22 protein-coding genes, 1 pseudogene and 1 riboswitch are annotated in these 26,332 nt (G+C 70.8%); of the genes and pseudogenes, 13 read left to right on the top strand and 10 right to left on the bottom strand.

From position 1 onward, the window contains the following. Positions 1–132: 132 nt before the first annotated feature. From fumC to IPK81_22640, 3 genes are all read right to left on the bottom strand, one after another. Positions 133–1,533, bottom strand: a complete 1,401-nt coding sequence (gene fumC / locus IPK81_22650; protein ID QQS12266.1) for a class II fumarate hydratase — start codon at positions 1,531–1,533, stop codon at positions 133–135. Between the two features lie 96 nt (positions 1,534–1,629). After that, positions 1,630–2,109: a DUF861 domain-containing protein gene (locus tag IPK81_22645; GenBank protein QQS12265.1), complete on the bottom strand. Its 480-nt coding sequence runs from the start codon at positions 2,107–2,109 to the stop codon at positions 1,630–1,632. 88 nt (positions 2,110–2,197) lie between these two features. Continuing rightward, positions 2,198–2,590 (bottom strand): two pore domain potassium channel family protein, encoded by a 393-nt coding sequence (locus IPK81_22640; protein QQS12264.1) that lies wholly within the window; start codon positions 2,588–2,590, stop codon positions 2,198–2,200. A 197-nt stretch (positions 2,591–2,787) separates the two neighbouring features. Here IPK81_22640 and IPK81_22635 point away from each other — a divergent pair, with 197 nt between their 5' ends. The 7 genes and pseudogenes from IPK81_22635 (at position 2,788) to IPK81_22605 (ending at position 13,992) form a co-directional block, all read left to right on the top strand. Continuing rightward, positions 2,788–3,654: a xanthine dehydrogenase family protein subunit M gene (locus tag IPK81_22635; GenBank protein ID QQS12263.1), complete on the top strand. Its 867-nt coding sequence runs from the start codon at positions 2,788–2,790 to the stop codon at positions 3,652–3,654. Between the two features lie 2 nt (positions 3,655–3,656). Beyond that, positions 3,657–4,139, top strand: coding sequence for a (2Fe-2S)-binding protein (locus tag IPK81_22630; protein ID QQS12262.1), 483 nt, complete (start codon positions 3,657–3,659; stop codon positions 4,137–4,139). Then, positions 4,136–6,415, top strand: a complete 2,280-nt coding sequence (locus IPK81_22625; protein ID QQS12261.1) for a xanthine dehydrogenase family protein molybdopterin-binding subunit — start codon at positions 4,136–4,138, stop codon at positions 6,413–6,415. Before IPK81_22630 ends, IPK81_22625 begins: the two co-directional genes overlap by 4 nt. A 103-nt stretch (positions 6,416–6,518) precedes the next feature. After that, positions 6,519–9,114: pseudogene (locus tag IPK81_22620) on the top strand (cation-translocating P-type ATPase). Positions 9,115–9,182: 68 nt separating this feature from the next. Then, positions 9,183–9,917 (top strand): trehalose-phosphatase, encoded by a 735-nt coding sequence (gene otsB / locus IPK81_22615; GenBank protein QQS12260.1) that lies wholly within the window; start codon positions 9,183–9,185, stop codon positions 9,915–9,917. After that, positions 9,914–11,704: a glycoside hydrolase family 15 protein gene (locus IPK81_22610; protein QQS12259.1), complete on the top strand. Its 1,791-nt coding sequence runs from the start codon at positions 9,914–9,916 to the stop codon at positions 11,702–11,704. The genes otsB and IPK81_22610 overlap by 4 nt, the downstream gene beginning before the upstream one ends. 56 nt (positions 11,705–11,760) lie before the next feature. Then, the gene (locus IPK81_22605) at positions 11,761–13,992 is read left to right on the top strand and encodes a trehalose-6-phosphate synthase (GenBank protein QQS15224.1); all 2,232 of its coding nucleotides are present in this window, start codon (positions 11,761–11,763) and stop codon (positions 13,990–13,992) included. 267 nt (positions 13,993–14,259) lie between these two features. Here IPK81_22605 and IPK81_22600 read toward each other — a convergent pair whose 3' ends face one another. Continuing rightward, the gene (locus IPK81_22600) at positions 14,260–14,733 is read right to left on the bottom strand and encodes a DUF192 domain-containing protein (GenBank protein ID QQS15223.1); all 474 of its coding nucleotides are present in this window, start codon (positions 14,731–14,733) and stop codon (positions 14,260–14,262) included. Positions 14,734–14,882: 149 nt separating this feature from the next. Then, positions 14,883–14,988, top strand: a riboswitch (TPP riboswitch). Here IPK81_22600 and IPK81_22595 point away from each other — a divergent pair. From IPK81_22595 to IPK81_22585, 3 genes are all read left to right on the top strand, one after another. Beyond that, positions 14,981–15,808, top strand: coding sequence for an ABC transporter ATP-binding protein (locus tag IPK81_22595; protein ID QQS12258.1), 828 nt, complete (start codon positions 14,981–14,983; stop codon positions 15,806–15,808). Its footprint overlaps the riboswitch before it by 8 nt. Next, a complete protein-coding gene (locus IPK81_22590; GenBank protein QQS12257.1) occupies positions 15,808–16,551 on the top strand; it encodes an ABC transporter permease in 744 nt (247 codons plus the stop codon). The genes IPK81_22595 and IPK81_22590 overlap by 1 nt, the downstream gene beginning before the upstream one ends. A gap of 37 nt (positions 16,552–16,588) precedes the next feature. Beyond that, entirely contained in the window at positions 16,589–17,563 is a 975-nt protein-coding gene (locus IPK81_22585; GenBank protein ID QQS12256.1) for an ABC transporter substrate-binding protein, read from the top strand. Positions 17,564–17,581: 18 nt separating this feature from the next. Here IPK81_22585 and IPK81_22580 read toward each other — a convergent pair whose 3' ends face one another. Beyond that, a complete protein-coding gene (locus IPK81_22580) occupies positions 17,582–18,082 on the bottom strand; it encodes a CspA family cold shock protein (GenBank protein ID QQS12255.1) in 501 nt (166 codons plus the stop codon). A gap of 181 nt (positions 18,083–18,263) precedes the next feature. On the opposite strand from IPK81_22580, the gene IPK81_22575 reads away from it, so the two are divergent. Beyond that, positions 18,264–19,145, top strand: a complete 882-nt coding sequence (locus IPK81_22575) for an SDR family oxidoreductase (protein ID QQS12254.1) — start codon at positions 18,264–18,266, stop codon at positions 19,143–19,145. Positions 19,146–19,270: 125 nt separating this feature from the next. Here the strand turns inward: IPK81_22575 and IPK81_22570 are convergent, their stop codons facing one another. Further along, positions 19,271–19,696: a VanZ family protein gene (locus IPK81_22570; GenBank protein ID QQS12253.1), complete on the bottom strand. Its 426-nt coding sequence runs from the start codon at positions 19,694–19,696 to the stop codon at positions 19,271–19,273. Continuing rightward, entirely contained in the window at positions 19,689–20,174 is a 486-nt protein-coding gene (locus tag IPK81_22565; GenBank protein QQS12252.1) for a YajQ family cyclic di-GMP-binding protein, read from the bottom strand. Before IPK81_22565 ends, IPK81_22570 begins: the two co-directional genes overlap by 8 nt. A 91-nt stretch (positions 20,175–20,265) precedes the next feature. On the opposite strand from IPK81_22565, the gene IPK81_22560 reads away from it, so the two are divergent. Next, a complete protein-coding gene (locus tag IPK81_22560) occupies positions 20,266–21,720 on the top strand; it encodes a M81 family metallopeptidase (GenBank protein QQS12251.1) in 1,455 nt (484 codons plus the stop codon). A gap of 34 nt (positions 21,721–21,754) precedes the next feature. Here IPK81_22560 and IPK81_22555 read toward each other — a convergent pair whose 3' ends face one another. Together IPK81_22555 and IPK81_22550 are read right to left on the bottom strand one after the other, a co-directional pair. After that, positions 21,755–22,672: a CoA ester lyase gene (locus tag IPK81_22555; GenBank protein ID QQS12250.1), complete on the bottom strand. Its 918-nt coding sequence runs from the start codon at positions 22,670–22,672 to the stop codon at positions 21,755–21,757. Then, entirely contained in the window at positions 22,672–23,925 is a 1,254-nt protein-coding gene (locus tag IPK81_22550; GenBank protein QQS12249.1) for a CoA transferase, read from the bottom strand. The genes IPK81_22555 and IPK81_22550 overlap by 1 nt, the downstream gene beginning before the upstream one ends. 140 nt (positions 23,926–24,065) lie before the next feature. Between IPK81_22550 and IPK81_22545 the strand changes: the two genes are divergently transcribed. Then, positions 24,066–24,455 carry a DUF983 domain-containing protein gene (locus IPK81_22545; protein ID QQS12248.1) on the top strand — a complete coding sequence of 130 codons (390 nt, stop codon included), beginning with the start codon at positions 24,066–24,068 and terminating at the stop codon, positions 24,453–24,455. Positions 24,456–24,498: 43 nt separating this feature from the next. On the opposite strand, the gene IPK81_22540 is transcribed toward IPK81_22545, so the two are convergent. Beyond that, the gene (locus tag IPK81_22540) at positions 24,499–26,298 is read right to left on the bottom strand and encodes a dihydroxy-acid dehydratase family protein (GenBank protein ID QQS12247.1); all 1,800 of its coding nucleotides are present in this window, start codon (positions 26,296–26,298) and stop codon (positions 24,499–24,501) included. Positions 26,299–26,332: the final 34 nt, after the last annotated feature.

Genomic DNA, 26,332 nt, shown 5'->3' with positions numbered 1-26,332 from the left:
TTCATGCCCCCCTCTCCCCCTGACGAGGGGGAGAGGGCCGGGGTGAGGGGCTTCGTCGAACCAGATACCGCCGCCCGCCGACGCGATGCTATCCGCCGTCCGGCGCGCGGCCAATGTGGGTAAGCGGCGACCTCACCCCTCGCGCGCCGGCCCGGTCATGTCGGACGGCACCACCCAGGCGTCGAACTGCGCGGCGGTCACGAAGCCCGAGGCGATGGCGGCGTCGCGCAGCGAGAGGCCGCCGATATGGGCGGCGCGCGCGATCTTGGCGGCCTTGTCGTAGCCGATATGGGGGTTGAGCGCCGTCACCAGCATCAGCGAGCGCCGCAGCAATTCGTCGATGCGCCCGAGGTCGGGCTCGATGCCGGCGACGCAGTTGCGCGCGAAGCTCTCCGCGGCGTCGGCCAGCAGCCGGATCGACTGCAGCACGGCGTCGGCGATCACCGGCTTGTAGACGTTGAGCTGGAGGTGTCCGCTCGCGCCGGCGAACGTCACCGTGACGTGGTTGCCGATGACGCGGGCCGCGACCATCGTCAACGCCTCGGCCTGGGTCGGGTTGACCTTGCCGGGCATGATCGACGAGCCGGGCTCGTTCTCCGGCAGCCGCAGCTCGCCCAGACCGGCGCGCGGGCCGGAGCCGAGCAGGCGCACGTCGTTGGCGATCTTGTGCAGCGAGACCGCGATGGTGTTGAGCGCGCCCGACAACTCGACCAGCGCGTCGTTGCCCCCGAGCGCCTCGAAGAAATCCACCGCCGGACGGAACGGCAGGCCGGTGAGTTCGGCGGTCTTGGCGGCGAACAGCGCCGGGAAGCGCGGATCGGCGTTGAGGCCGGTGCCGACGGCGGTGCCGCCCTGCGCCAATTCCATGACGCGCGGCATCGCGGCGTCGAGCCGTTCGATCCCCAGCGCGACCTGGCGCGCCCAGCCGCCGAACTCCTGCCCCAGCGTCACCGGGGTGGCGTCCTGCAGATGCGTGCGGCCGATCTTCACGATGTCCGCGAACGCCGTCGCGCGCGCGGCGATCGTGTCACGCAACTCGCGCAGCGCCGGCTTCAGCCGTCCCTCGACCTCGCGCGCGGCGGCGATGTGCATCGCCGTGGGGATCGAATCGTTCGAGGACTGGCCGAGATTGACGTGGTCGTTGGGATGCACCGGGCTCTTGCGGCCGCGCGGCGCGCCCAGCAGCTCGCAGGCGCGGTTGGCGATCACCTCGTTGGCGTTCATGTTGGTCTGCGTGCCGGAGCCGGTTTGCCAGACGGCAAGCGGGAACTCGTCGGCGAGCCGGCCGTCGACCACCTCGTCGGTGGCGGCCACGATGGCGCCGGCGAGATCCGCCGGCAGAAGGCCCAGTTCATGGTTGGCCAGCGCGGCGGCCTTCTTCTGCACGCCCAGCGCGGCGATCAGCGCCGCCGGCATGCGCTCGCCGCCGATCCGGAAATTCTCCAGGCTGCGCTGCGTCTGGGCGCCCCAGTAGCGCGACGCCGGCACCGCCACCTCGCCCAGCGAGTCGGTCTCGATCCGCGTGTCGGTCATGACGCTCCCGTCGACGGCCGCCGTCCCGCGCGGCCTACGACGTCAACATGGGGCCGCGATGAGCGGTCCGCAAATCCGGCTGATGATGGAACGGCGCTAGTCGACGACCAGCGCGACGGCGGTCGCGGCGGTCAGCATCCCCGCCATCGTCGCGGCGGCTTGGCGCCAGCGCGGCCGCTCACGTAGCCGGCGATCCACCGTCATCAACGGCACCAGCGGCCGCGGCACGCGGTGCTGGCAGAAGGCGACCTTGCGGACGTAGTCGGGGATGACCCAGCGGACCCGGCTGCCGGCACGGAACGACGCCACGTCGCCCGCCCGCAGCGACCAGGTCCGGCCGGAATCATCGGTCAGCTCGGCGGCGCCGTCGACAACATGGATCGTCTCATCGACATCGTAGCGCCACTCGAACGCGCCGGCGGTGCAATCCCACAGGTCGGTCCACGCCGTGTCGTCGGTGTGCCGTGACAGCGACGCGACCCGTGCGCGGGGTTCGCCAGCCAGAATCCAGCCTGGGTCGATCGGCGCGTCGCGCATCGAGGTCGCAGCGAGATTCTCCTGCCTCATCAACGGCATATGCATGTTTCGAAACCTTCGAACAATCAATTCTGTGAAATCACTTTAACTTAACCTGAACCATCATCTGAGGCAACCCGCGCGGCCGCTACCGCTCGGCGGCCTTGGCCAGCAGCGCCGCCTTGAGCTCGGCGAGGTCGCCGCGCATGGCCGCGATCTCGGCCTTCAGGGCCTCCTGCTCGTGGTGGGTGAACGCGTCGTGGTCGACCATCACCTTGTCGAGCAGGCGCGCGACCACCAGCGGGATGATGATCAAGGGCGCGACGTGCATCAGGATCACGCCGTTGATGCGTCCGATCAGCGTGACCGGCGCGAAATCGCCGTAGCCGACGGTCATCGCCGTCACGAACGCCCACCACAGCGAGTCGAGCAGCGGCTTGTCCTCGGCGAAATGGAACACGACGGCGGCGACGCCGACGAAGGCGAGATAGATGCCCGCCAGTTCCTTGAACGTGTCGGTGGCGTTGACGAAGGCCTTCATGATCGCGCGCCCCTGCCTGTGCGTTGCGGGACGCCGATCCTGACCTCGGCCCGCCGAAACGGCAATTCCCGAACGGCGGCGTCCCGAAAACGCGGTTTGCAGGGCCCCGCGCGAGCCGCCATAGTGGCGGCGATCCAGACCGGACTCCCGGATCAACGGGAGCCGTCGGGGACCGGAAACACCAACGGGAACCAAAGATGACCGATCTAAGCTACAGCGCGCCAAGCACGCTGGACGAAGCCGTGGGGGCGATGGTCGCCGCCAAGGGCGCCGGCCGCATCCTGGCCGGCGGCACAGATCTGCTGGTGCAGCTTCGCGCCGGCGTGCTCAAGGCGACCTCCATCGTCGACGTCAAGAAGATCGCCGAGATGACGACGATCGAGGAGAAGGCCGGGTCGTTCCGGATCGGCGCGGCAGTGTCGGGCGCCGTCATCGGCGAGCACGCCGCGCTCAAGAAGGCGTGGCCGGGCGTGGTCGAGGCCATCAACCTGATCGGCTCCAAGCAGATCCAGGGCCGCGCCTCGGCCGGCGGCAATCTGTGCAACGCCTCGCCCGCCGCCGACAGCGTGCCGGCGCTGGTCGCCGCCGACGCGACGGTCACGATCCAAGGACCGAAGGGGCGCCGCGAGGTGCCGGTTGAGAAGATCCACGCCGGACCGGGCCGCACCACGCTCGAGCCGGGCGAGATCGTCGTCAGCATCACTTTGCCGGCGCGTCCCGCCGGGTCGGGCGACGCCTATCTGCGGCTGATCCCGCGCACCGAGATGGACATCGCGGTCGTCGGCTGCGGCGTCAGCCTGACGATGAAGGACGGCGTCTGCGTCGCCGCCCGCGTCGGCCTCGGCGCCGTGGCGCCGACCGTGCTGCTGGTCGAGGCCGCCGGCAAGGCGCTGGTCGGCTCCAAGCTCGACGACAAGGCGCTGGAGGCCGCCGCCGCCGCCTGCCGCGCCGCCTGCAAACCGATCGACGACAAGCGCGGCACCATCGTCTACCGAACCAAGATCGCCGGCGTTCTTCTGAAGCGCGCCACGGCCATCGCGGCCGAACGCGCGGGAGGGCGCTAACCATGGCTAAGACGCACGTCACCACCACCATCAACGGCGAGCCGGTCGAGTTCCTGTGCGACGCCTCGCAGACCGTCCTCGACGTGCTGCGCGACCAGCTCGGCCTGACCGGCACCAAGGAGGGCTGCGGCTCGGGCGACTGCGGCGCGTGCAGCGTCACGATCGACGACCGGCTGGTGTGCAGCTGCCTCGTGCTGGCGCCGGAGGCCGAGGGCAAGCGCATCGAGACCATCGAGGGCATGGCCAAGGGCGACCAGCTCCACGCCCTGCAGAAGAAGTTCGTCGAGTTCGCGGCGCTCCAGTGCGGCATCTGCACGCCCGGCGTCCTCGTCGCCGCGCGGGCGCTGCTGGCGCGCAACAAGAACCCGACCGAGACCGAGGTGAGGTACTGGCTCGCCGGCAACCTCTGCCGCTGCACCGGCTACGACAAGATCATCCGCGCGGTCATGGAAGTGGCCGCCGACATGAGGGAGACAGCGCGATGAGCAAGCCAGTCTACAAGTGGATCGGCACGCGTCCCGACCGCCCGGACGGCGCCGACAAGGTGACCGGACGCGCCCGTTTCGGCGCCGACTTCAACATGCCCGGCCAGCTCGTCGGCAAGGTGCTGCGTAGCCCGCACGCCCACGCCATCATCAGGTCGATCGACACCTCGGCGGCCGAGGCGCTGCCGGGCGTGAAGGCGGTTGTGACGTCGAAGGACTTCCCCGACCAGCCCAACATGATCGTCCCGACCGGCGAGATGCAGGTGAACCTGCGCGACATCACGCGCGGCGTCATGGCGCGCGAGAAGGTCCTGTTCGAGAGCCATCCCGTCGCCGCCGTCGCCGCCACCACGGAGGCCGTCGCCAAGGCGGCGCTCGCCCTGATCAAGGTCGACTACGAGGTGCTGCCGCACGTCATCGACGTCGACGAGGCGATGAAGGACGGCGCCCCCGTCCTGCATGACCACCTCTTCACCGAAGGCGTCAAGCCGGCGCCGACCAAGGCGTCGAACATCGCCAAGCGCATGGACAACGCCAAGGGCGACACCGCCGCCGGCTTCGCCCAGGCCGAGGTCGTCGTCGAGCGCGACTACACCACCCAGGCCGTGCACCAGGGCTACATCGAGCCGCACGCGACGCTGGCCAGCGCCGCCGAGGACGGCCAGGTGCAGATCTGGGCCAGCACCCAGGGCCACTTCCAGGTGCGCGGCTTCGTCAGCCGCCTGCTCAACATCGAGACCTCGCAGATCCGCGTCGTGCCGACCGAGATCGGCGGCGGCTTCGGCGGGAAGACGGTGGTCTACCTCGAGCCGATCGCGGTGCTGCTGTCGCGCAAATCCGGCAAGCCCGTGAAGATGGTGATGAGCCGCGAGGACGTGTTCCGCGCCTCGGGCCCCGCCCCCGGCGGCACCGTCAAGGTCAAGATCGGCGCCAAGCGCGACGGCACCATCGTCGCCGCCGAGTGCACCGTCGCGCTGCAGGCCGGCGCCTTCCCCGGCTCGCCGCTGGGACCGGCGTGCTGGACCAGCTTCGCCTGCTACGACATCCCGAACATCAAGGTCACGGGCTACGACGTCGTCAGCAACCGGCCCAAGGTCGCGGCCTACCGCGCGCCCGGCGCGCCGATCACGGCGTGGGGCGTCGAATCGACGCTCGACATCCTGGCGCAGGAGCTGCGCATGGATCCGATCGACCTGCGCCTGAAGAACGCGGCGAAGAAGGGCACCAAGACCAGCTACGGCCCGACCTTCGACGTCATCGGCTTCGTCGAGTGCCTCGAGGCGGCGAAGAACTCCGCCCACTACAAGAGCAAGGTCAAGCCGGGCATGGCGCGCGGCGTCGCGGCCGGCTTCTGGTTCAACGTCGGCGCCGATTCCAGCGCCGCCGCCCACGTCGCCGAGGACGGCACGGTCACGATCATCTCGGGCAACCCCGACATCGGCGGCTCGCGCGCCTCGCTCGCCATGATGGCGGCCGAGGAGCTCGGCGTCGACTACGACAAGGTCCGTCCGATCGTCGCCGACACCGCCTCGATCGGGTTCAACTTCGTCACCGGCGGCAGCCGCGTGACCTTCGCCACCGGCCTGGCGGTGGTGAACTCGGTCAAGGACATGATCCGCGACCTCAAGATCCGCGCCGCCAAGACCTGGGGCGTCGATCCCGAGGGCGTGGTCTGGGAGGACGGCATGGCCAAGCCGGCGAGCAGCAACGTCGGCGAGTTCGACCCGCTGTCGCTGGCCCAGCTGGCGGCCACCGCCGGCAAGACCGGCGGCCCGATCAACGGCCACGCCCAGCTCAACGCGCAGGGCGCCGGACCCGGCTTCGGCGTGCACATCTGCGACCTCGCGGTCGACCGCGACACCGGCATCGTCACCATCGACCGCTACACCGCGGTGCAGGACGTCGGCACAGCGATCCATCCCAGCTACGTCGAGGGCCAGATGCAGGGCGGCGCCGTGCAGGGCATCGGCTGGGCGCTGAACGAGGAGTACATCTACAACGCCAAGGGCAGACTCGATAACGCCGGCTTCCTCGACTACCGCATCCCGGTGGCGTCGGACCTGCCGATGATCGAGACCATCGTCGTGGAGGTGCCCAACCCGCACCATCCCTACGGCGTGCGCGGCGTCGGCGAGGTGCCGATCGTTCCGCCGCTGGCGACCGTCGGCAACGCCGTCGCCCGCGCCACCGGCGTGCGCGTCGTCGACCTGCCGCTGTCGCCGCCGCGCCTGTCGGCCGCGATCGACGCGGCGACCCCGAAGATGGCGGCGGAGTAGCGCCGCCGTCCCTCCCGGTGGCCGTGGCGGCCATCGGGCGCTCCATCCTGGGCGGCCCGCGGGCCGCCCATCGCGTTTCGGCAACAGGAATCGGACGACCGACATGCCCGGCGCGGCGCCATCGACGGGGCTTCCACGCGGCCTCCGCGATGAGGAGGCCCGCGCCCGCCTGCGGGCCGAAGGACCCAACGAGCTGCCGCGGCCGGACAAGCGCACGCCGCTGCGCATCGTGCTCGAGGTCCTGCGCGAGCCGATGCTGGCGCTGCTGCTGGGCGGCGGCGCCATCTACCTCGCGCTCGGAGAGCCGAAGGACGCCGTCATCCTGCTCGGCTTCGCGGTCCTCTCGGTCGCCATCACCGTGATCCAGGAGACGCGCACCGAAAAGGTGCTCGAGGCGCTGCGCGACCTCACCAGCCCGCGCGCCCTGGTCGTGCGCGACGGCGAGCGCAAGCGCATCGCCGGCCGCGACGTCGTGCGCGGCGACATCGTCGTCCTCGCGGAAGGCGACCGCGTGCCGGCCGACGCCGTCCTCGTCGACGCCCACGACCTGCAGACCGACGAATCGCTGCTGACGGGAGAGTCCGTACCCGTGCGCAAAGCCGCCCGCGCCGGAGTCGCTCCATCGGAGGCCCCCCGACCGGGCGGCGACGACCTGCCGTTCGTCTTCTCCGGATCGCTGATCGTGCGGGGCACGGGGACCGGCGAGGTGACGGCGACCGGCGCGCGCAGCGAGATCGGCAGGATCGGCCAGTCGCTGGGCGCCCTGGAGACGGAGCCGCCGCGGCTGCGGGCGCAGACGCGCCGGCTGGTGTGGGCGTGCACCGCCGGCGGCGGCGCCGTGAGCGTCCTCGCCGTCCTGCTCTACGGCACCCTGAGGGGCGGCTGGCTCGACGCGGTGCTGGCCGGCATCGCGCTGGGCATGTCGATGCTCCCGGAAGAGTTCCCGGTGGTGCTCACCATCTTCATGGCGATGGGCGCCTGGCGCATTTCGCGCGCGCGGGTCCTGACGCGGCGCGCCGCCGCCATCGAGACGCTCGGATCCGCGACCGTGCTGTGCACGGACAAGACCGGCACGCTGACCGAGAACCGGATGAGGATCGCCGAGCTGCGACCCGCCGGCGGCGGGATCCTCCGGCTCACCGACGCATCAGGCGCGACACTCGCGGCGGGATTCCACGACATCGCCGCGGCCGGCCTGCTCGCCAGCGCGCGCGAACCGTTCGATCCCATGGACAAGGCGTTCCACGCGCTCGGCGGCGCGGAGCCCGCCGGGACCGGGCGCATGCCGGACGCCGGGTGGACGCTCGAACGCGCCTACGGCCTGCGGCCGGACCTCCTCGCCATGACGCAGGCGTGGCGGCCGGCCGCTGGCGCCGAGGGCATCGTCGTCGCGGCCAAGGGCGCGCCGGAGGCCATCGCCGATCTGTGCCGTCTCGACGCCGCGGCGGCCGCCGCGCTGACCACGACCGTGGATTCGATGGCCGCCGAAGGGTTGCGCGTGCTGGGCGTGGCCCGCGCGTCGTTCACCGGGACGGCCTTGCCCGACTCGCCGCGCGACTTCGCGTTCGAGTTCGTCGGCCTCGCCGGGCTGGCCGATCCGCTGCGCGCGAGCGTGCCGGCGGCGGTGGCGGACTGCCGCTCGGCCGGCATCCGGGTGGTGATGATCACCGGCGACTATCCGGCGACGGCGCGCGCCATCGCGCGGCAGGCCGGCATCGAGGGCCGGGACGTGGCGACCGGCGACGAGCTGGCGGCACTGGACGACGCCGCTCTACGCGAGCGGGTGCGCGCGACGACGGTGTTCGCGCGCATCATGCCGGAACAGAAGCTGCGCATCGTCGAGGCGTTGAAGGCGAACGGCGAGATCGTCGCCATGACCGGCGACGGCGTCAACGACGCGCCGTCGCTGAAGGCGGCGCATATCGGCATCGCCATGGGCGGGCGCGGCACCGACGTGGCGCGCGAGGCGTCGTCCATCGTGCTGCTCGACGACGATTTCGGCTCGATCGTGAAGTCGATTCTGCTGGGGCGACGGATCTACGACAATCTGCGCAAGGCGATGGGGTTCATCTTCGCCGTCCACGTGCCGATCGCCGGGCTGGCGCTGCTGCCGCTCCTGTTCGGGCTGCCGCTCCTGTTCGGGCCCGATGCACATCGCGTTCCTCGAGATGGTGATCGATCCTGTCTGCTCGCTGGTGTTCGAGGCCGAGACCGAGGAGGAGGACGTGATGCGGCGCCCGCCGAGGTCACCCGACGAACCCCTCTTCCCCGCCCGGTTGATCGCGTGGAGCCTCTCGCAGGGGATGCTCGCGCTGGCGCTCGTCGCCGGGATATTCCTCGCCGCCCTGCAGCGCGGCATGCCCGAGTCGGAGGTCCGCGCTCTGACGTTCTTCTCGCTCGTGCTGACGATCATCAGCCTGATCTTCGTCAACCGCTCGTTCAGCGCGTCCCCGGTCACCGCGTTGATCCGCCCGAATCCCGCTCTCGTCTGGGTCCTGTCGGCCGTCGCCGCGCTGCTGGCGGTCACGCTGCTGTGGGCGTGGGCGCGCGACCTCTTCCGCTTCGGTCCGCTGCACGCCGACGACCTCGCCGTGACGCTCGCCGCCGGCGTCGTCGTGTTCCTGCTGCTGGAAGCGACGAAGCCGCTGTGGCGCCGGAACCCGACGGCGCGGCGGGCCCGCGCCCGGCAATCCGGATAAACGCCGATTCATGCCGACGCGGCGGCCCGACCTTGCGCCCGCCGGCCCTGGACCCAAAGTTAATGTCGATGCGGTTCGAAGACGCACTCGACTGCGCTTTGTTCCTCGACCTCGACGGCACGTTGATCGATATCGCGCCGACTCCCGACGCGGTCCGCGTCCCGGACGGTCTGGTGCCGCTCCTCCAACGCCTTCAGACGGGCCTCGGCGGGGCGTTGGCGATCATCACGGGCCGCCCGGTGTCGGATATCGACCGCCTTCTCGCGCCGTCGACCCTTCTCGTCGCGGGCGTGCACGGCGCCGAGATCCGCACGGAACGCGGTCGGGAACCGGTGGATCTCGCGGCGCCGCTGGACGGCGCGGTGCGCGACGCCGTGCGCCGGCTCGAGGATATCGCGCCGGGGATCGTCATCGAACAGAAGCCCTGCTCCATCGCCGTCCACTACAGGCTGGCCCCCGCCGCCGAGCCCATGGTCGAGTCCGCGCTGCGCCGCATCCTCGCCGACGGGCCCGACCATCTGATCCTCTGCGCCGGCCGGAAGGTCATCGAGATCGTCCCGAAGCACGTGTCCAAGGGCACGGCGCTGGAGACGCTGTCGCGGCTCGCGCCGTTCGCAGGGCGGCGTCCGCTTATGATTGGCGACGATTTCTCGGACCTCTCCGCGTTCGACGCGGCCCGACGCCTCGGCGGCGGCGCGCTGCGGGTCGCCGGCGAGTTGTTCGCGGCGGCGGATAGCGATTTCAACGGTCCGTCGGCCGTGCGGTCGTGGCTGGCGGCGCTCGCGGCGAGGCTCCCGGCATGATCCCAAGGCCATCCCTCGATCTCGCGGTCATCGGCAACGGCAACATCGCGGCGCTGCTCGACCGCCGCGGCACCTTCGTCTGGGCCTGCTGGCCGCGCATCGACGGCGACCCCGTTTTCTGCGCCCTCGTCGACGGCGACGATCCGGCGGGCGGCTACTTTTCCATCGGCTTCGACGAGGAATCGACGACGGAGCAGACGTACGAGCGCAACACGGCGATCGTGCGGACGGTGGTCACCTCGTCGACGGGCGCGTCCTTCGCGATCACCGATTTCGCGCCGCGCTTCCAGCAGCACGGCCGGACGTACCGGCCGCCGGCGATCGTGCGCCGCGTCGAGCCGCTCTCTGGGCTGTGCCGCATCCGTGTCCGGATGCGTCCACGGATGGACTACGGCGCCGTCCACGCGACGGCCGTGCCGGGCAGCAACCACATGCGCTATGTCAGCGACGCCGGTTCGATCCGCCTGACCACCGACGCGCCGGTCAGCTACGTCGCCGGCGAGAGCGCCTTCGTGCTCGCCCGGCCGGTGACGTTCGTCGTCCACGCCGACGAGACGCTGCCTGATTCCATCGCCCGCGTCGGGCGCGAGTTCCACGATCTGACGCGCGAGCACTGGCGCGACTGGGTGCGCAATCTGAACGTCCCGTACGAATGGCAGGAGGCGGTGATCCGCGCCGCCATCACCCTGAAGCTGTGCAGCTTCGAGGAGACCGGCGCCATCGTCGCGGCGCTCACCACCTCGATCCCGGAGGCGCCGGACACGCCGCGCAACTGGGACTACCGCTATTGCTGGATCCGAGACGCGTTCTTCACCGTGCACGCGCTCAACAGGGTGGGCGCGACGCGCACGATGGAACGCTTCATCGAGTACGTCACCAACGTCATCGCCATGGAGCGCGGACCCGACCTGAAGCCGGTCTACGCGGTGGTGCCGGAATCGCGGCTCGACGAGCGCGTCGCGCCGGCGCTGCGCGGCTACCGCGGACACGGCCCCGTCCGCGTCGGCAACGCCGCCGCCGAGCAGGTGCAGCACGACGTCTACGGCAGCGTCCTCCTGGCCGCGTCGCAGATGTTCGTCGACGAACGCCTGCCGGACATGGGCGGCCAGGCGTTGTTCGAGATGCTGGAGCCGCTCGGCGCGAGCGCTCTCGAGCGGGCGCTGATGCCCGACGCGGGCATCTGGGAGTACCGCGGCCGCGCCCGGATCCACACCCATTCGGCGGCCATGTCGTGGGTCGCCTGCGACCGCCTGGCGCGGATCGCCACGAAGCTCGGGCTCGGCGCGCGCGCCGCCCACTGGCGCGACGCCGCCGACGCGTTGCGCGAGACGATCCTCGCGCGCGCCTGGAACCCAGATCTGGGCTGCTTCACGGGCAGCCTCGACTCCGATGAGATCGACGCCAGCGTGCTGCTGATGCACGAGTTCGGCATCGTCTCCGCCTCGGACGAGCGCTTCGTGGCCACCGTCGACGTGGTCGGCCGGCGTCTCGGTCGTAACGGCTACCTGCTGCGCTACGCCGCCCCCGACGATTTCGGCGCGCCCTCCGTGTCGTTCACGATCTGCACGTTCTGGTACGTCGACGCGCTCGCCGCCGTCGGACGGCTCGAGGAGGCCCGCCGGATCTTCGAGGCGCTTCTGGCGCGGCGGAACCACGTCGGCCTGCTGTCGGAGGACATCGATCCGGCGACCGGCGAGCTGTGGGGCAACTTCCCGCAGACCTACTCGATGGTCGGCATCATCGTCGCCGCGATGCGTCTGTCGAAGGGCTGGGAGGGCGCTCGATGAGACTCCGCACGTCCCCCTTCATCGCCGCCGCCGGTCTGGCGCGGCGCGCCGCGACCATGGAGTTCCTCCGCAGTTCGCTCGCGCGGTACGTCGCCATCGCGACCGTCGCGTCGCTCCTCCTCATCATCCTTCTGGCGCCCCTCGCCTCGACCATGGTCGAGGGGTGGTCGCGCCGCGACGTCGAACTGCGGGCGCGCCTCGTCCAGCACTCGGTCCGCGCCCATCTCGCGGGCGGCCAGGTGGTCGTCCCTGGGTTCGATCCGGTCGGATACTTCGAGCGCCTGTCCGAGGACGAGCGGCTCACGGCGCTCGGCTTCTGCGCGGCGGACGGCGCGCTGCGCCACGCCACGCGCCTGATGCCTAGGGAGGTCGGCTGCGGCGATCTCGCCCGTGGTCCGGGCGAGACGTTCACCACGCTCACCACCGGCGACCGCCGGATCCACGTCAGCGTGTTTCCGATGGCGGTCGGCGCGGCGGCGGGCCATCTGCTCGTGGTCCACGACCTCGCCTTCATCGAACAGCGGGCGCGCTCGGCGCGCTTCTACACGGTGCTGTCGCTGGTCGGCGTCGCCGTCGGACTCGGCCTCCTCTCGACGGTGACCATCGTCGCCCTGATGCGCGCATGGACACGCTCGATCCGGCGCGCCATCGCCGAGGCGCGCGACCAAGCCGGCGGTCCGGCGAAGCCGCGCGACGACTTCCCCGTCGGCCGCGAGATGCGCGCCCTGCTCGACGAGATCCGGGAGGACCGCAACGCCGACGACGGATTCCACGTCGAGTGGTCGCCGCGCACCCTGCACAGGCTGCTGGCCGACGAGCTGCCGGACACCAAGGTGCTCGTCGTGTCGAACCGCGAACCCTACATCCACAACCGCGCCGACGCCGGCGGCGTCGCGCTCCAGGTGCCCGCCAGCGGCTTAGTGGCCGCGCTGGAGCCGGTGATGCGCGCCTGCGGTGGGACCTGGATCGCGCACGGCAGCGGCACGGCCGACCGCGAGACGGTCGACGCCCACGACCGTCTGGGCGTGCCTCCGGCGGCGCCGGCGTACACTTTGCGCCGCGTCTGGTTGTCGGACGACGAGCAGGACGGCTACTATTACGGCGCCGCCAACGAGGGGCTCTGGCCGCTCTGCCACATCGCCTTCGTGCGGCCCGTCTTCCGCGATGAGGACTGGGCCCGCTACGTCGCGGTCAACCGGCGGTTCGCCGACGCGGTGGTCGAGGAGGCGGGCTGCGACGACCCCGTCGTGCTCGTCCAAGACTACCACTTCGCGCTGCTGCCCCGCATGATCCGCGAGCGGCTGCCGCGGGCGACCATCCTTACCTTCTGGCACATCCCTTGGCCCAACGCCGAGACGTTCAGCATCTGTCCGTGGCGGGAAGCGATCATCGACGGCCTGCTGGGCAGCACGATCCTCGGCTTCCACACCCAGCTCCACTGCAACAATTTCCTCGAGGCGGTCGACCGCTTCATGGAGAGCCGGATCGACCGCGAGCGCGCCTCGGTCGCGCTCGGCGGCGGCGAGACGACGGTCCGGCCCTATCCGATCTCGATCGAGTGGCCGCCCGCGGCGCTGGCCTCGCAGGCGTCGGTGAACGAGTGCCGCGCGGCGGTGCGCCGGCGACACGGGCTCGATCCCGAGATGCGCGTCGCCGTCGGCATCGAGCGCTTCGACTACACCAAGGGCATCCTCGACCGCATCCGCGCGGTCGACAATCTGCTCACGCGGCAGCCGGAATGGCGCCGCAAGCTCACGTTCATCCAGGTCGCGGCGCCGACGCGCGGCAAGCTCGACGCCTACAGCGCCCTCCACGTCGAGGCCGAGCGCCTCGCCGAGGAGGTCAACGCCCGCCATGGCGACGACGGCTACAAGCCGATCCTGCTGATCGTGCGCCACCACGAGCCGAACGAGATCTTCGAGCTGTTCCGCGCCGCCGACATGTGCGTCGTGTCGAGCCTGCACGACGGGATGAACCTCGTCGCCAAGGAGTTCGTCGCCGCGCGCGACGACGAGCACGGCGTCCTCATCCTCTCGACGTTCGCCGGCGCCGCGCAGGAGCTGTCGGAGGCGCTGATCGTGAACCCCTACGACACCCAGGGGATGGCGAAGGCGTTCGACGCCGCCCTGAGGATGACCGCGACCGAGCAGCGCGAGCGGATGCTGATGATGCGCGACCTCGTCCGCCGCCGGAACGTCTACCGATGGGCGGCCCGTATGCTGCTGGACGCCGCCCGGCTGCGCCGCCGCGAGCACATCCGGATCGAAGCCGCGGCGAACGCGGCCTGACCAACCCGGTCGAGCACCCGCTCGCCCCGGCCGATCGGCCGCGCGGCGGCCGGCAGGCTAGCGCCGCCTCCAAGACGCCGGGCGCGTCCGGCGGAGACCGGCACGCGGTCCCCGCGGGACCACGTACCCCGCCTGTGAGCCGCGTTGCCCCCGATATCGCGCGTAACAATTTGCGGAGGCGTGACGAATTCCCGGATGGCGCGACGTGGCGGCCGCAAGACCGTGACGCGCGGCCGCCGGATCGGATCGTCGGTGTCCGGCGCGGCGCTACTTCGCGTTGCCGAAGATGGCGTGACGGACCTTGTCGCCGGGCTTGATGCCGAGCATGCGGGCGGCGCCGCCGTTGAGCTCAAGCACGCCCCTGACCGGCGCCCCCGACGGTATGGTGTCGGTCGACAATGGGACGGCGTTGGGGTGGATGCGCACGATCGTGCCGTCGCCGGCGATGAACAGCATGTCCAACGGGATCAACGTGTTGGCCATCCAGAACGCCGTGGGCCGCTCGACGCCGTTGTCGAACAGCATGCCCTCCATCGCGCCCATCGACTTGCGGAACATCAGGCCGCGCTGATGCTGTTCCGGCGTCAGCGCCAGTTCGACGTCGAATTTCCGCTCGCCGACGCTGGTCTCGATGGTCAGGGTCGAGCGGTCGAACGCCATCGGCGACGGCGCGCCGGGCAGCGGCGGCGCCGACGGCGTCGCGGCCGGGGCCTGGGCGCCGCCGCCCGACGGCAGCAGCATCGGCAGCGTCCCGCCGACGAGTCCCAGCGCCATGACGCCGGTGATCACTTTGTGCTTCCATGCGCTCATGGCGGCACTTTACCCGGCCCGGCGCGGCGAAACAAAGGCGTTGCGGGGCCCCCGCCGCCCGACCATAGTCCGCGCGTCTGCGAGTCACCGGGGGGAGCCGAGCGATCGGCTGAGAGGTCCTGAGAGGGACGACCCCGGAACCTGATCCGGTTCGGACCGGCGTAGGGACGGGTGAACGATGTCTGCGGCCACGGCGCCTTCCAAGGGGGCGCCCTCCCTCCATATCCACGACGCGCGTCTGTCCTACGCCGGGTTGACGGTGTTCGACGGCCTGTCGCTCGACGTCGCCGCCGGACGCACGACCTGTCTTCTAGGCGCGTCAGGGGTTGGCAAGAGCTCGCTGTTGCGCCTGATCGCCGGCCTCGGGCCGTCCGCCGAAAACGGCGGACGGGGCACTGCGGAGGCCGCCGAGACGCTGACCGCGGCCGTGACGGCCGGCGACGGCGCGCCGTTGGCCGGCCGGCTGGCGTGGATGGGCCAGACCGATCTGCTGCTGCCATGGTTGTCGGCGCGCGACAACGCGGCGCTGGGATTCCGGCTGCGTGGAGAAGCCGCGCCGCTGGCGGCGGCGCGCGGGCGGGCGACGGCGCTGCTGCGGGCTTTCGGATTGGGCACGCGGCTCGACTCGCCGCCGGACGCGCTGTCGGGTGGCATGCGTCAACGCGTGGCGTTGGCTCGCACCCTGGTCGAGGACCGGCCTGTCGTGCTGATGGACGAGCCGTTCGGCCAGCTCGACGCGCTGACGCGGCTGCGGTTGCAGGACCTGGCCGCAAGCCACCTCGCCGGCAGGACCGTCCTGCTAGTCACGCACGATCCGCTGGAGGCCGCGCGCCTGGGCGACGAGATCCTCATGATGGCGGGCGCGCCGGCCACCGTCGAGCGCGTCGCGATCCCGGCCGACGCCGCGCCGACGCCACGGGCGGCCGACGCCGACGCGACGCTGGCGTTGCAGGCGGCGTTGCTGCGGCGGCTCGCCGCGCGCCATCCGCTGGGCGAGGCCGCGTGATGCGGGTACTGCGCGCGCTGCTGCCGCTGGCCGGACTCGTCGCGCTGTGGGAGGCGGCGGTGCGCGCGTTCGACCTGCCGCACTACATCCTGCCGCCGCCGTCGATCGTCGCGGAGGAGTTCGCGGCCCGCGGCGATCTGCTGCTCGAGCACGCGGCCTACACGCTGGCCGAGATCGGACTGGGGCTGGCATTGGGCGTTGGCCTGGGCGTGGCGATCGCGCTGACAATGGCGCGCTTCCCGGCGGCGCGCGCGTGGGGCCTGCCGACGCTGGTGATCAGCCAGTCGCTGCCGGTGTTCGCGATCGCGCCGCTGCTGGTGCTGTGGCTGGGCTACGGCATGGCCTCGAAGGTCGCGATGGCGACCCTGGTGATCTTCTTCCCGGTAGCCAGCGCCACGTTCGACGGTTTGCGGCGGGTCGATCCGGCGCTGATCGATCTGGCGCGCACGATGGACGCGCGGCCGGCCGCGATCCTGCTGCGCGTGCGGCTGCCGGCCGCCCTGCCCGCCTTCGCGTCCGGCGTGCGCGTGGCGGCCACCGTCGCGCCGATCGGCGCGGTGATCGGCGAATGGGTCGGCGCCAGCGCCGGGCTCGGCTACGTGATGATGCAGCAGCTGGCGCGCGGCCAGGCGCCGCTGGCCTTCGCGGCGCTGGTGACGCTCTGCGCCATCGGCGTGGCGCTCTACGCCGCCGTGGACGCCGTCCTGCGCCGCGCCATGCCGTGGGTGCCGCGCCAACCCTGAGACATTCGAATCGACGCTTACTCGAGGAGAGAGACCGATGACCCTTCATCGCCGCCACGCCGTCGCCGCCCTGTCGCTGGGCGTCCCGTTCCTCGCGTCGGGCGCCGCCCGCGCCGCCGACAAGGTGACGATCCTGCTGGACTGGTTCCTCAATCCCGACCACGCCGCGCTGGTGATCGCCAAGACGCGCGGGCTGTTCGCCAAGCGCGGGCTGGAGGTCGATCTGATCGTGCCCGCCGATCCCAGCGCCCCTCCGAAGCTGGTGGCCGCCGGCAAGGGGGACTACGCCGTCTCCTACCAGCCGCAGCTCCAGCTCTTCGTCGCCGGCAGCGACCGCGCCAGCGACGCGCTGCCGCTGGTCCGCGTGGGCGCGCTGGTCGACCGGCCGCTCAATTCGCTGGTCGCGCTCGCCGGCGGACCGATCCGCACGCTGCCCGATCTCAAGGGCCGCAAGGTCGGCTACTCGGTGGCCGGATTCGAGGACGCGATCCTCGCCGCGATGCTGGAGACCGCGGGGCTGACGCTCAAGGACGTGACCCTGGTGAACGTCAATTTCGCGCTGACGACGGCGCTGAAATCGAAGCAGGTCGACGCGGTCATCGGCGCCTTCCGCAACTTCGAGCTCAACGATCTCGAGATCGAGAAGCTCAAGGGCGTGGCGTTCATGGTCGAGACCTACGGCGTGCCGATGTACGACGAGCTGATCCTCGTCGCGCGCGCGTCGTCGCTCGACGTGGCGCGCACCCGGAACATCCTCGCCGCCATCCGCGAGGCGACGGAGTGGCTGCGGGCGAACCCCGACGCGGCGTGGGCGGCGTTCGCGGCCTACGGCGGCAAGGAGGTCGCCAACGAACTGAACCGCCGGGCATGGAAGGACACCCTGCCGCTGCTGGCCGCCGATCCGGCGGCGCTGGACCGCGCCCGCTACGAGACCTTCGCGAAATTCCTCAAGGGGCGCGGCCTGATCAAGCGCGACGTGCCCGTCGATTCCTACGTCAGGGAGATCCGCTGATACGCGCCGCGCGGCGCGTCAGCCGACGCGGATATCGGCGACCTGCAGGCCCTTGGGTCCCTGCGCGACGCGCACGCGCACGTTCTGCCCGGGAGTCAGCCCTTCGATGCCGTTCTTGCGCAGCGTGGCGGCGTGCACGAACACGTCCTTGCCGCTGGACGCCGGACACACGAAGCCATAGCCGCGCTCGGCGTTGTACCACTTGACCTGGCCGGGCTCGAAATCTTCACCGGGATCGTCGTCAGCGGAGGGTGGCGTGCCGGCGTCGGCGCGCGGCATCGGTCCGGCGGTCGACAGGTCGACTGACACGATGCGCATGATCTGGAGGCCTTTGGGTCCGCGCGTGGCGTGGCAGCCCAGGGTCACCCCCGGCGCGATGTCCTCGTGCCCGACCTGGCGCAGGATCGTGACGTGCAGGAACGCGTCCGCGCCGCCCGGCTCCACAGTCAGGAATCCGTAGCCCTTGGTCGCGTTGAACCACTTCACTCTACCGCGGAACTCGACCGTCTCCGGACTCATCCCACCCTGTTCGCTTTGCTGGATCGCCATACGCCGATCCCCATTATTCTTGTCCCCACAAAACTCTAGCACCGATCGCGCCGGCCGTGAACAGCCTCAAATGCGCGCCGGCCCGCCGCTCGACGAAACGCGGCCGCCGATCTAATGCTCGACCACGACGATCCGGACGATGGAGGACGCGATGTTCAGGACCGATCTGTTCAAGGGCAAGCGCTTCCTCGTGACGGGCGGAGGCTCGGGCCTCGGCCGGCTCATGATGGAGAAATTCGTCGAGCTCGGCGCCGACTGCGTCATCCTCGGCCGCCGCGGCGGCGTGCTCAAGGAAGCGGCGGACGCCGCGATGGCGCGCCATCCCGGGCGCCGCGTGGACACCTACGGCTGCGACATCAAGGTGGCGTCGGCGGTGGAGGAGACCATCGACGCGATCTGGCGCGAGGTCGGCCCGCTCGACGGTCTGGTCAACAACGCCGCCGGCAACTTCATCTCGCAGACCAAGGATCTGAGCCCGCGCGCCTTCGACGCCATCGCCAACATCGTGTTCCACGGCACCTTCTACATGACCAACGCCTGCGGCCGGCGCTGGATCGCGGAGGGTCGCGCGGCCAGCGTGCTGTCGATCCTCACCACGTGGGTGTGGACCGGCAGCCCGTTCGTCGTGCCCTCGGCGATGTCCAAGGCGGGCGTCGCGGTCATGACCCAGAGCCTGGCGGTCGAATGGGCCCGCCACGGCATCCGCCTGAACGCCATCGCGCCGGGGCCGTTCCCGACCGAGGGCGCCTGGGCGCGCCTCAGTCCGATGGGCGATGGCGCCGAGGATCCCTACAAGACGCGCAACCCGATGGGCCGGGTCGGCCGGCCGCACGAACTGGCGAACATGGCGGCGTTCCTGATGTCCGACGAGGTCGCCTACATCAACGGCGAGGTCGTCGCCATCGACGGCGGCATGGGCATCATGGGCAACGGCACGTTCTCGCACATGCTGGCCTACGACGAGGACCACTGGCGCAAGATCCGCGAGGCGATCCAGTCGACCAACGCGGCGGACCGCGCCAAGCGCGGCTAGCGCGGGCCGATCGGCTGGCGCGCTCCTTCTATCGTCGCGAGCGCAGCGAGGGATCCAAGGGAGGCCGCCTAGATCCCTCGCTGCGCTCGGGATGACACTGTCTCGGAACGCGCGGCGAGCCTCGTCTAGAGCCGTCGGACGACGCCACCCAGCCACACGCCGAAGGCGGCGCCGAGCGCGTTGGCGGCGAGATCGGACGCACCGAAGCTGCGGCCCGGCGCCCAGAGCTGGCCCAGCTCGAAGCCGACCGCGACGAGCAGCGCCAGCGCGACGGTGCCGCGACGGAGCGGACCGTCGGCGAGGATCGCCAGCGGCAGGCAGACGAAGCCCGCGTGCGCGGCGGCGTGGAACAGCTTGTCGAGGCCGAGCTCGACGCCGGCGACGCTGGTCGGCGGCGTCATCGACGGCGCCCAGTAGAGGAACGCCAGGACCACGAGGCCGAGCCCCCAGAGGACCATCAGCGGCCCGCGCCACGCCTCGCCGAGCCGGCGCAGCGCCACGATGGCGCCGACGACCGGCCCCCCCGCGCGCGTCGCGGCGCCGTCAGTCACGGAAATTCACGAACTGCAGCGGCCGGTCGATGTCGAGCTTGCGCACGAGGGCGATGGCCTCCTGCAGGTCGTCGCGCTTCTTGCCCGTCAGCCGAAGCTCGTCGCCCTGGATCGCCGCCTGGACCTTCATCTTCGAGTCCTTGATCGCCTTGACGATCGTCTTCGCGGCCTCGCGGTCGATCCCTTGTTTGACGACCACGGTCTGGCGGACGGCGTTGCCCGACGCCCGCTCGTGGTCCTTGAACTCCAGCGCCCTTCCATCGAGTTTGCGCCGCGCGAAGTAGCCCTTCACCAGCTCCTGCACCTGCTTCAGCTTGAGCGCGTCGTCGGCGAGGATGGTGATCGCCTCGTCCTTGCGCTCCAGCGTCACCGCGCTGCCCTTGAAGTCGAAGCGCGTGGAGATCTCGCGGCGGACGCCGTCGAGCGCGTTGTCGACCTCGGCCAGATCGGTCTTGGAGACGATATCGAAAGTGGGCATGGCGCTCCGTCCGCGCGTCGGTTGGCGGCGTCCAAGCCTAGCAAGCCCGCGACCGGAGGGCTACGCTCCGGCCGACCACAGGAGGCTGACGTTGCGCGTGTTCATCGCCGGATTCGGCACCGAGACCAACATGTTCGTGCCGTTCCCGACCGGCCGGCGGGCCTACGAGGCGTTCGGCATCTTCCGGGGCGACGCCACGAAGCATCCTCCCTCGTCCTTCTCGGGGCCGCTCCATGTCTGGCGCCGCGACGCCGAGGCACGCGGCTGGGCGGTGGTGGAGGGATTGCTCACCTTCGCCGCGCCGTCGGGCACGACCGTGCGCCGCGTCTACGAGGATTTCCGCGACGAGATCCTGGAGTCTATCCGGGCCGCCGGACCGTTCGACATCGTGCTGCTCAACCTCCACGGCGCCATGGTCGCGGACGGGTATGACGATTGCGAAGGCGACCTGCTGACGCGCGTCCGCGCCCTGGTCGGCCCGAAGGTCGCGATCGGTGCCGAACTCGACCTGCACTGCCATCTGTCGGCGGCGATGCTCTCGGCCGCCACGGCCATCGTCATCTACAAGGAGTACCCGCACATCGATCCGATGGAACGCGCCGCCGAGCTGTTCGCGATCTGCGCCGACGCCGCGGAGGGGAAGACCCGCCCGGTCATGGTCCGTCACGACTGCCGCATGATGGGCTCGTTCCGCACGCCGGTGGAGCCGATGAAGAGCTTCGTCGCCAGGATGGCGTCGCTCGAGGGCAAGGACGGCATCCTGTCGGTGTCCCTGGCGCACGGCTTCGCGTTCGCCGACGTCGAGGACGTCGGTGCCCGCATGCTGGTCGTGGCCGACGGCGACGCCGCCAAGGCCGGGCGGCTGGCGGCCCAGCTCGCGGGCGAGCTGTTCGCCGAGCGGCACAACTACGCCACCCGGTTCCTGACGCCGGCCGAGGCGCTCGACCGCGCCGGCACGCACAACGAGGGCACGGTGGTGATCGCCGACCGCGCCGACAATCCCGGCAGCGGCGCGCCCGGCGACGCCACGTTCCTGCTGCGCGCCATCCTCGAGCGCCGCGCCGGCCCGACCCTGTTCGGCGTGATGTGGGATCCGATGGCGTTCCGCATCGCCGAGGAGGCCGGCGAGGGCGCCACGCTGGACATGCGGCTCGGCGGCAAGAGCGGCAAATGCAGCGGCGATCCGGTCGATCTCCGGGTCACCGTGCGCAAGATCGCCCGCGACGTCATGCAGCCCTACGGACCGGTGATGGCGCCGCTGGGCGACGTGGCGTGGCTGTCGTCGCCGGAGATCGACATCGCCATCAACACGCACCGCACGCAGACCTTCCACGCCGACGCCTTCCGCGCGCTCGGCATCGATCCGACCGCCTACCGGATCGTCGTCGTGAAATCGGCGCAGCACTTCTACAACGGCTTCGCGCCGATCGCGCGCGAGACGCTCTACTGCACCACGCCCGGCGCGTCGGAGCCGGCCTACGCCCGTCTGCCCTACACCAAGCGCACGACGCCGTTCTGGCCGAAGGTCGAGGATCCGTTCGCGTAGGCCCGCCACCGCGTCGATGGTGGCGCCCGCCGCGCTAGCCGCCCAGCGCCGCCTTCTTGACCGCCTCGCGGGCCGCGATCGCCTCGGCGCGCCTCACCAGCGTCTCGGCGCGGCGGATGACGGGGATGTCGATCATCTTGCCGTCGACGGCGAAGGAGGCGCGGCCGGCGGCGGCGTGCTTGCGGTCCTCCTCGATGATGCGGCGCGCGAACGCCACCTCCTCGGCGGAGGGCGTGTACTCCTCGTTGACGATCGGCACCTGGCCCGGATGGATGCAGCTCGCGCCCATGAAGCCGAACTGGCGGGAACGGCGCACCATGCGGCGGAAGCCGTCCCAGTCGCCGAATCCCGCGACGCTGGCGATGTAGCCGAACGGCATCAGCCCCGCCGATTTCGCGGCGTAGATCATGGTCTGCTTGGGGAGCTGCAGCGTCTCCTCGGTCGGCTCCATGCCGACCTCCGAGGCGAAATCCTCGCCGCCGATGCTCATCGCGACGATGCGCGCCGCCGACGCCGCCACCGCCGGCATGTTGAAGTACGTCGCCGGCGTCTCGATCATGACGATGAACTTGGTGTGGCCCTCCCGCAGACCGCGCTTGGCCTCCAGTTCCGACACCAGCTCGTCGAGCAGGCGCACGTGGTCCGGTCCCTCGACCTTGGTGACGGCGATGCCGTCGACCAGCGGGCCGACCGACGCCTCGAGATCGCGGACGGCCATGTCGATCGGCCGGTTGATGCGCACGACCACGTCGGCCCCGGCCCGGCGCACGCGCTGGGCCGACGCGGCCACCAGCGTGCGGGCGTGGTCCTTGGCCGAGGGCGGCACGCTGTCCTCGAGGTCGAGCTGGACCACGTCGGCGCCGCTGGTGTGCGCCTTGTCGACGAACTTCTCGACGTTGACCGGCACGTAGAGCAGCGAGCGCCAGACCGGCAGCTCCTTGGCGGCGTTCATCAGCCCTCCTCCCCGTCGCCCGAAGGCGCGTCGATCACGACCTTGTCGCGGGCCAGCGCGTCGTACGCCTCGCCCGAGATTCCGATGCCGGCGAGGATCGCGCGATTGTCGGCGCCCAGCGCCGGCGCCGGCGCGCGGATCGATCCCGGCGTGCCCATCAGCCGCGGCGTGACGGCGTGCATGGCGAACCGGCCGACCTCGTCGTCGGGATAGTCCGCCAGGATTCCGCGGTCGATGAAGTGCGGGTCCTTGAGGATGCGCGCCACGTCGTAGACCGGGCCGATGGTGACCTCCGCCTTGTCGAAGAAGGCGACGTTCTCGTCGAGGGTGCGCGCGCCGCAGAAGGCGCCGATGATGGCGTCGAGCTCCTCGCCGTGGCGCACGCGGTCGTCGTTGGTGCGGTAGCGCGGATCCTCGATCAGGTCGGCCCGGCCGATGGCGCGGAACAGCCGTTCGGTCATGCCCTGGGTCGACGCCGAGAGGCAGACCCAGGCATCGTCCTTCGTGCGGTAGACGTTGCGCGGGGCCGCGTTGGTCGAGCGGCTGCCGGTGCGGATCTTGATCTTGCCGGTGAGCCGGTGGTTGGCGGCCTGCGGTCCGAGCGCGTTGAACAGCGGATCGAGCAGCGGCAGATCGATCACCTGCCCTTTGCCGCCGTTCACCTCGACCTCGCGCAACGCCATCATCACGGCGGCGGCGCCGGTCAGACCGGCGATGGTGTCGGCGAGGTACATCGGCGGCAGCACCGGCTCGCGGTCCTCGAATCCGTTCATCGAGGCGAATCCGCTCATGCCCTCGACCAGCGTGCCGAAGCCGGGCCGGTGGCTGTACGGGCCGGTCTGGCCCCACCCGGTGATCCGCACGATGATCAGCTTCGGGTTGGCCGCCAGGAGGACGTCCGGTCCGAGCCCCATCTTCTCCAAGGTGCCGGGCCGGAAGCTCTCGACGAGGACGGCGCTGCCGGCCGCCAGCTTCAGCAGGATGTCGCGCACGGGCTTCTTGCGGAAGTCGACCGCCAGGCTCCTCTTGTTGCGCGAGAAGATCTTCCAGTTGGTCTCGACGCCCTTGACCCGCCAGGCGCGCAGCGTGTCGCCGGCCGGCGGCTCGACCTTGATCACCTCGGCGCCGTAGTCGCCCAGCATCTGGGTGACGGTGTTGCCGGCGACCAGTCGCGCCAGATCCAGCACCCGCAGCCCGGTCAACGGACCCCGCGCGTCCGGATCGTAGTCCCGCTTCGCAAGTTCGGCTTCCATGCGTCCCCGCCCCGTGCCGTCGTTCCGCGACTGCGTTATCCTACGACGGACGCAGGGACAAGACGCCGCACGGCGGGCCCCCTGACGCGAGCCGACGCGAAGGCCTATATCAATCGTCCACGGAGCCGCCGGAGAGGCCGATGCCGCAGATCCCCCCCAACGACGACGCCGACCGCGACTGGCCGGCCTCGCTACGGCGCGGGCTGTTCGGCCGCTGCCCGAATTGCGGCGAAGGCGGCCTGTTCAGCGCCTATCTGAAGCTGCGCAGCGCCTGCCCGGCCTGCGGCGAGAAGTTCTCGGCCTACCGCGCCGACGACGCGCCGGCCTATTTCGTGATCTTCATCGTCGGCCACATCGTGGTGCCGCTGGTCCTGCTGGTCGAGAAACTCTACGAACCGGATCTCTGGGTCCACGCCGTCCTCTGGCTGCCGCTCGGCCTCGGCCTGTGCCTGTGGCTGCTGCCGCGCGTCAAGGGCGCCACGCTCGGCGTCCTCTGGGCGTTGAAGATCCGCTCGCCGCAGCCGGGCTGACGCGGCGCGGGGCGCCGTCGCGGCGCCCCGTCCGTTCCGCCGCTCAGTGCGAGTGCCGCGGCACGCCCTTCTTCTCGGCGATGCGCTGGAAATCGATCGCGAAGTCGAGGCAGGCGCCGGTGTCGAGCTGGCCGACGAACTTGCGCTGCAGCTCCTGCCACGGCGTCTGGCTGGCGGGATAGTTCGGCTTCCACGCCTTGCGGCGCGCCTCCAGCTCCTTGGCGTCGATCATGATGTTGGCGGTGCGTTTCTTGAGGTCGACGCGCACCTTGTCGCCGGTCTTGAGCAGCGCCAGCCCGCCGCCGACCGCCGCCTCGGGCGAGGCGTTGAGGATCGAGGGGCTGGCCGAGGTGCCGCTCTGCCGCCCGTCGCCGACGCAGGGCAGCAGCAGGATGCCGCCTTTCACCAGCCGGTCCGGCGGCAGCATGTTCACCACCTCGGCGGCGCCGGGATACCCGATCGGTCCGGTGTAGCGCACGAACAGGATGCTGTTCTCGTCGATCGGCAGCTTCGGGTCGTTGATGCGGTGGTGGTAGTCCTCCGGGCCGTCGAACACGACCGCGTTGCCCTCGAACGCGTCCCGGTCGCCCTTGCGCTGGAGGTACTTCTTGCGGAACTCCGGCGAGATCACCGAGGTCTTCATGATCGCGGAGTCGAACAGGTTGCCGGACAGCACCGCGAACCCCGCCTGGCCGAGCATCGGCTTGTCGTAGGACTTGATCACCTCGTGGTCGACCGGCGCCGCCGACTTGACGTTGCGGGCCATCGTCCTGCCGCTGACCGTCATGGCGTCGCCGTGTATCTTGCCCTTGCGCAGCAGCTCGGCCATCACCGTCGGCACGCCGCCGGCGCGGTGGAACGCCTCGCCGAGGTACTTGCCGGCGGGCATGCAGTTGACCAGCAGCGGGATGTCGTAGCCGATCTTTTCCCAGTCGCCGATCTCGAGCTTGACGCCGGCGTGGCGGGCGATGGCGTTGACGTGCGGCGGGCAGTTGGTCGAGGCGCCGAGCGCGCTGGCGGCGACGATGGCGTTCTCGAACGCCTTGCGCGTCAGGATCTTCGACGGCCGAAGATCCTCCCACACCATGTCGACGATGCGCCGGCCGGTCTCGTAGGCCATCTGGCCGCGCTCGCGGTACGGGCCCGGGATCGACGCGCAGCCCGGCAGCGACATGCCCAGCGCCTCGGCCATGCTGTTCATCGACAGCGCCGTGCCCATGGTGTTGCAGTGACCGACGCTGGGCGCCGCCGTCGCCACCATCTCGACGAACTGCTCCATGTCGATGCGTCCGGCCGCCAGCTCCTGGCGGGCGTACCACACGATCGTGCCGGAACCAGACAATCCGCCGCCGAAATGGCCGTCGAGCATCGGGCCGCCCGACAGCACGATGGCCGGGATGTCGACGGTGGCCGCGCCCATGATCATCGCCGGCGTGGTCTTGTCGCAGCCCGTGGTCAGCACGACGCCGTCGAAGAAGTAGCCGTAGAGGCACTCCACGAGGCTGAGGTAGGCGAGGTTGCGGTCGAGCGCCGCCGTCGGCCGCTTGCCCGATTCCTGGATGGGATGCACCGGGAACTCGATCGGGATGCCGCCGGCGTCGCGGATGCCGTCGCGCACGCGCCACGCCAGGTCGAGGTGGTGGCGGTTGCAGGGCGACAGGTCGCTGCCGGTCTGGGCGATGCCGATGATCGGCCGGCCGCCGCGCAGCTCGGCCAGCGTCAGGCCGAAATTCATGTAGCGCTCGAGATAGAGCGCCGTCATCGTCGGATCGCTCGCGCTGTCGAACCACTCGCGGCTGCGCAGACGGCGCTTGCCGTCGCTCTTCCCGTTGCCCTTCGCCATCTCGCTTCCCCTCGCTTCCGCGGCGCTCCGCGCG

It is taken from the genome of Rhodospirillales bacterium, from assembly GCA_016699855.1.
Lineage (GTDB): Bacteria > Pseudomonadota > Alphaproteobacteria > Reyranellales > Reyranellaceae.
Note: the sequence above shows the minus strand (reverse complement) of the source record. Positions and strands in the feature narration are given on the sequence as shown.

Coding starts and splice junctions, on each gene's coding strand:
- IPK81_22575 (QQS12254.1), top strand. CDS start 18,264: ATGTTCAGGACCGATCTGTTCAAGGGCAAGCGCTTCCTCGTGACGGGC.
- IPK81_22600 (QQS15223.1), bottom strand. CDS start 14,733: ATGCTGCTGCCGTCGGGCGGCGGCGCCCAGGCCCCGGCCGCGACGCCG.
- otsB (QQS12260.1), top strand. CDS start 9,183: ATGCGGTTCGAAGACGCACTCGACTGCGCTTTGTTCCTCGACCTCGAC.
- IPK81_22585 (QQS12256.1), top strand. CDS start 16,589: ATGACCCTTCATCGCCGCCACGCCGTCGCCGCCCTGTCGCTGGGCGTC.
- IPK81_22590 (QQS12257.1), top strand. CDS start 15,808: ATGCGGGTACTGCGCGCGCTGCTGCCGCTGGCCGGACTCGTCGCGCTG.
- IPK81_22610 (QQS12259.1), top strand. CDS start 9,914: ATGATCCCAAGGCCATCCCTCGATCTCGCGGTCATCGGCAACGGCAAC.
- IPK81_22550 (QQS12249.1), bottom strand. CDS start 23,925: ATGGAAGCCGAACTTGCGAAGCGGGACTACGATCCGGACGCGCGGGGT.
- IPK81_22540 (QQS12247.1), bottom strand. CDS start 26,298: ATGGCGAAGGGCAACGGGAAGAGCGACGGCAAGCGCCGTCTGCGCAGC.
- IPK81_22630 (QQS12262.1), top strand. CDS start 3,657: ATGGCTAAGACGCACGTCACCACCACCATCAACGGCGAGCCGGTCGAG.
- IPK81_22635 (QQS12263.1), top strand. CDS start 2,788: ATGACCGATCTAAGCTACAGCGCGCCAAGCACGCTGGACGAAGCCGTG.
- IPK81_22580 (QQS12255.1), bottom strand. CDS start 18,082: ATGAGTCCGGAGACGGTCGAGTTCCGCGGTAGAGTGAAGTGGTTCAAC.
- IPK81_22625 (QQS12261.1), top strand. CDS start 4,136: ATGAGCAAGCCAGTCTACAAGTGGATCGGCACGCGTCCCGACCGCCCG.
- IPK81_22645 (QQS12265.1), bottom strand. CDS start 2,109: ATGCCGTTGATGAGGCAGGAGAATCTCGCTGCGACCTCGATGCGCGAC.
- IPK81_22605 (QQS15224.1), top strand. CDS start 11,761: ATGGAGTTCCTCCGCAGTTCGCTCGCGCGGTACGTCGCCATCGCGACC.
- IPK81_22640 (QQS12264.1), bottom strand. CDS start 2,590: ATGAAGGCCTTCGTCAACGCCACCGACACGTTCAAGGAACTGGCGGGC.
- IPK81_22595 (QQS12258.1), top strand. CDS start 14,981: ATGTCTGCGGCCACGGCGCCTTCCAAGGGGGCGCCCTCCCTCCATATC.
- IPK81_22545 (QQS12248.1), top strand. CDS start 24,066: ATGCCGCAGATCCCCCCCAACGACGACGCCGACCGCGACTGGCCGGCC.
- IPK81_22565 (QQS12252.1), bottom strand. CDS start 20,174: ATGCCCACTTTCGATATCGTCTCCAAGACCGATCTGGCCGAGGTCGAC.
- IPK81_22555 (QQS12250.1), bottom strand. CDS start 22,672: ATGAACGCCGCCAAGGAGCTGCCGGTCTGGCGCTCGCTGCTCTACGTG.
- fumC (QQS12266.1), bottom strand. CDS start 1,533: ATGACCGACACGCGGATCGAGACCGACTCGCTGGGCGAGGTGGCGGTG.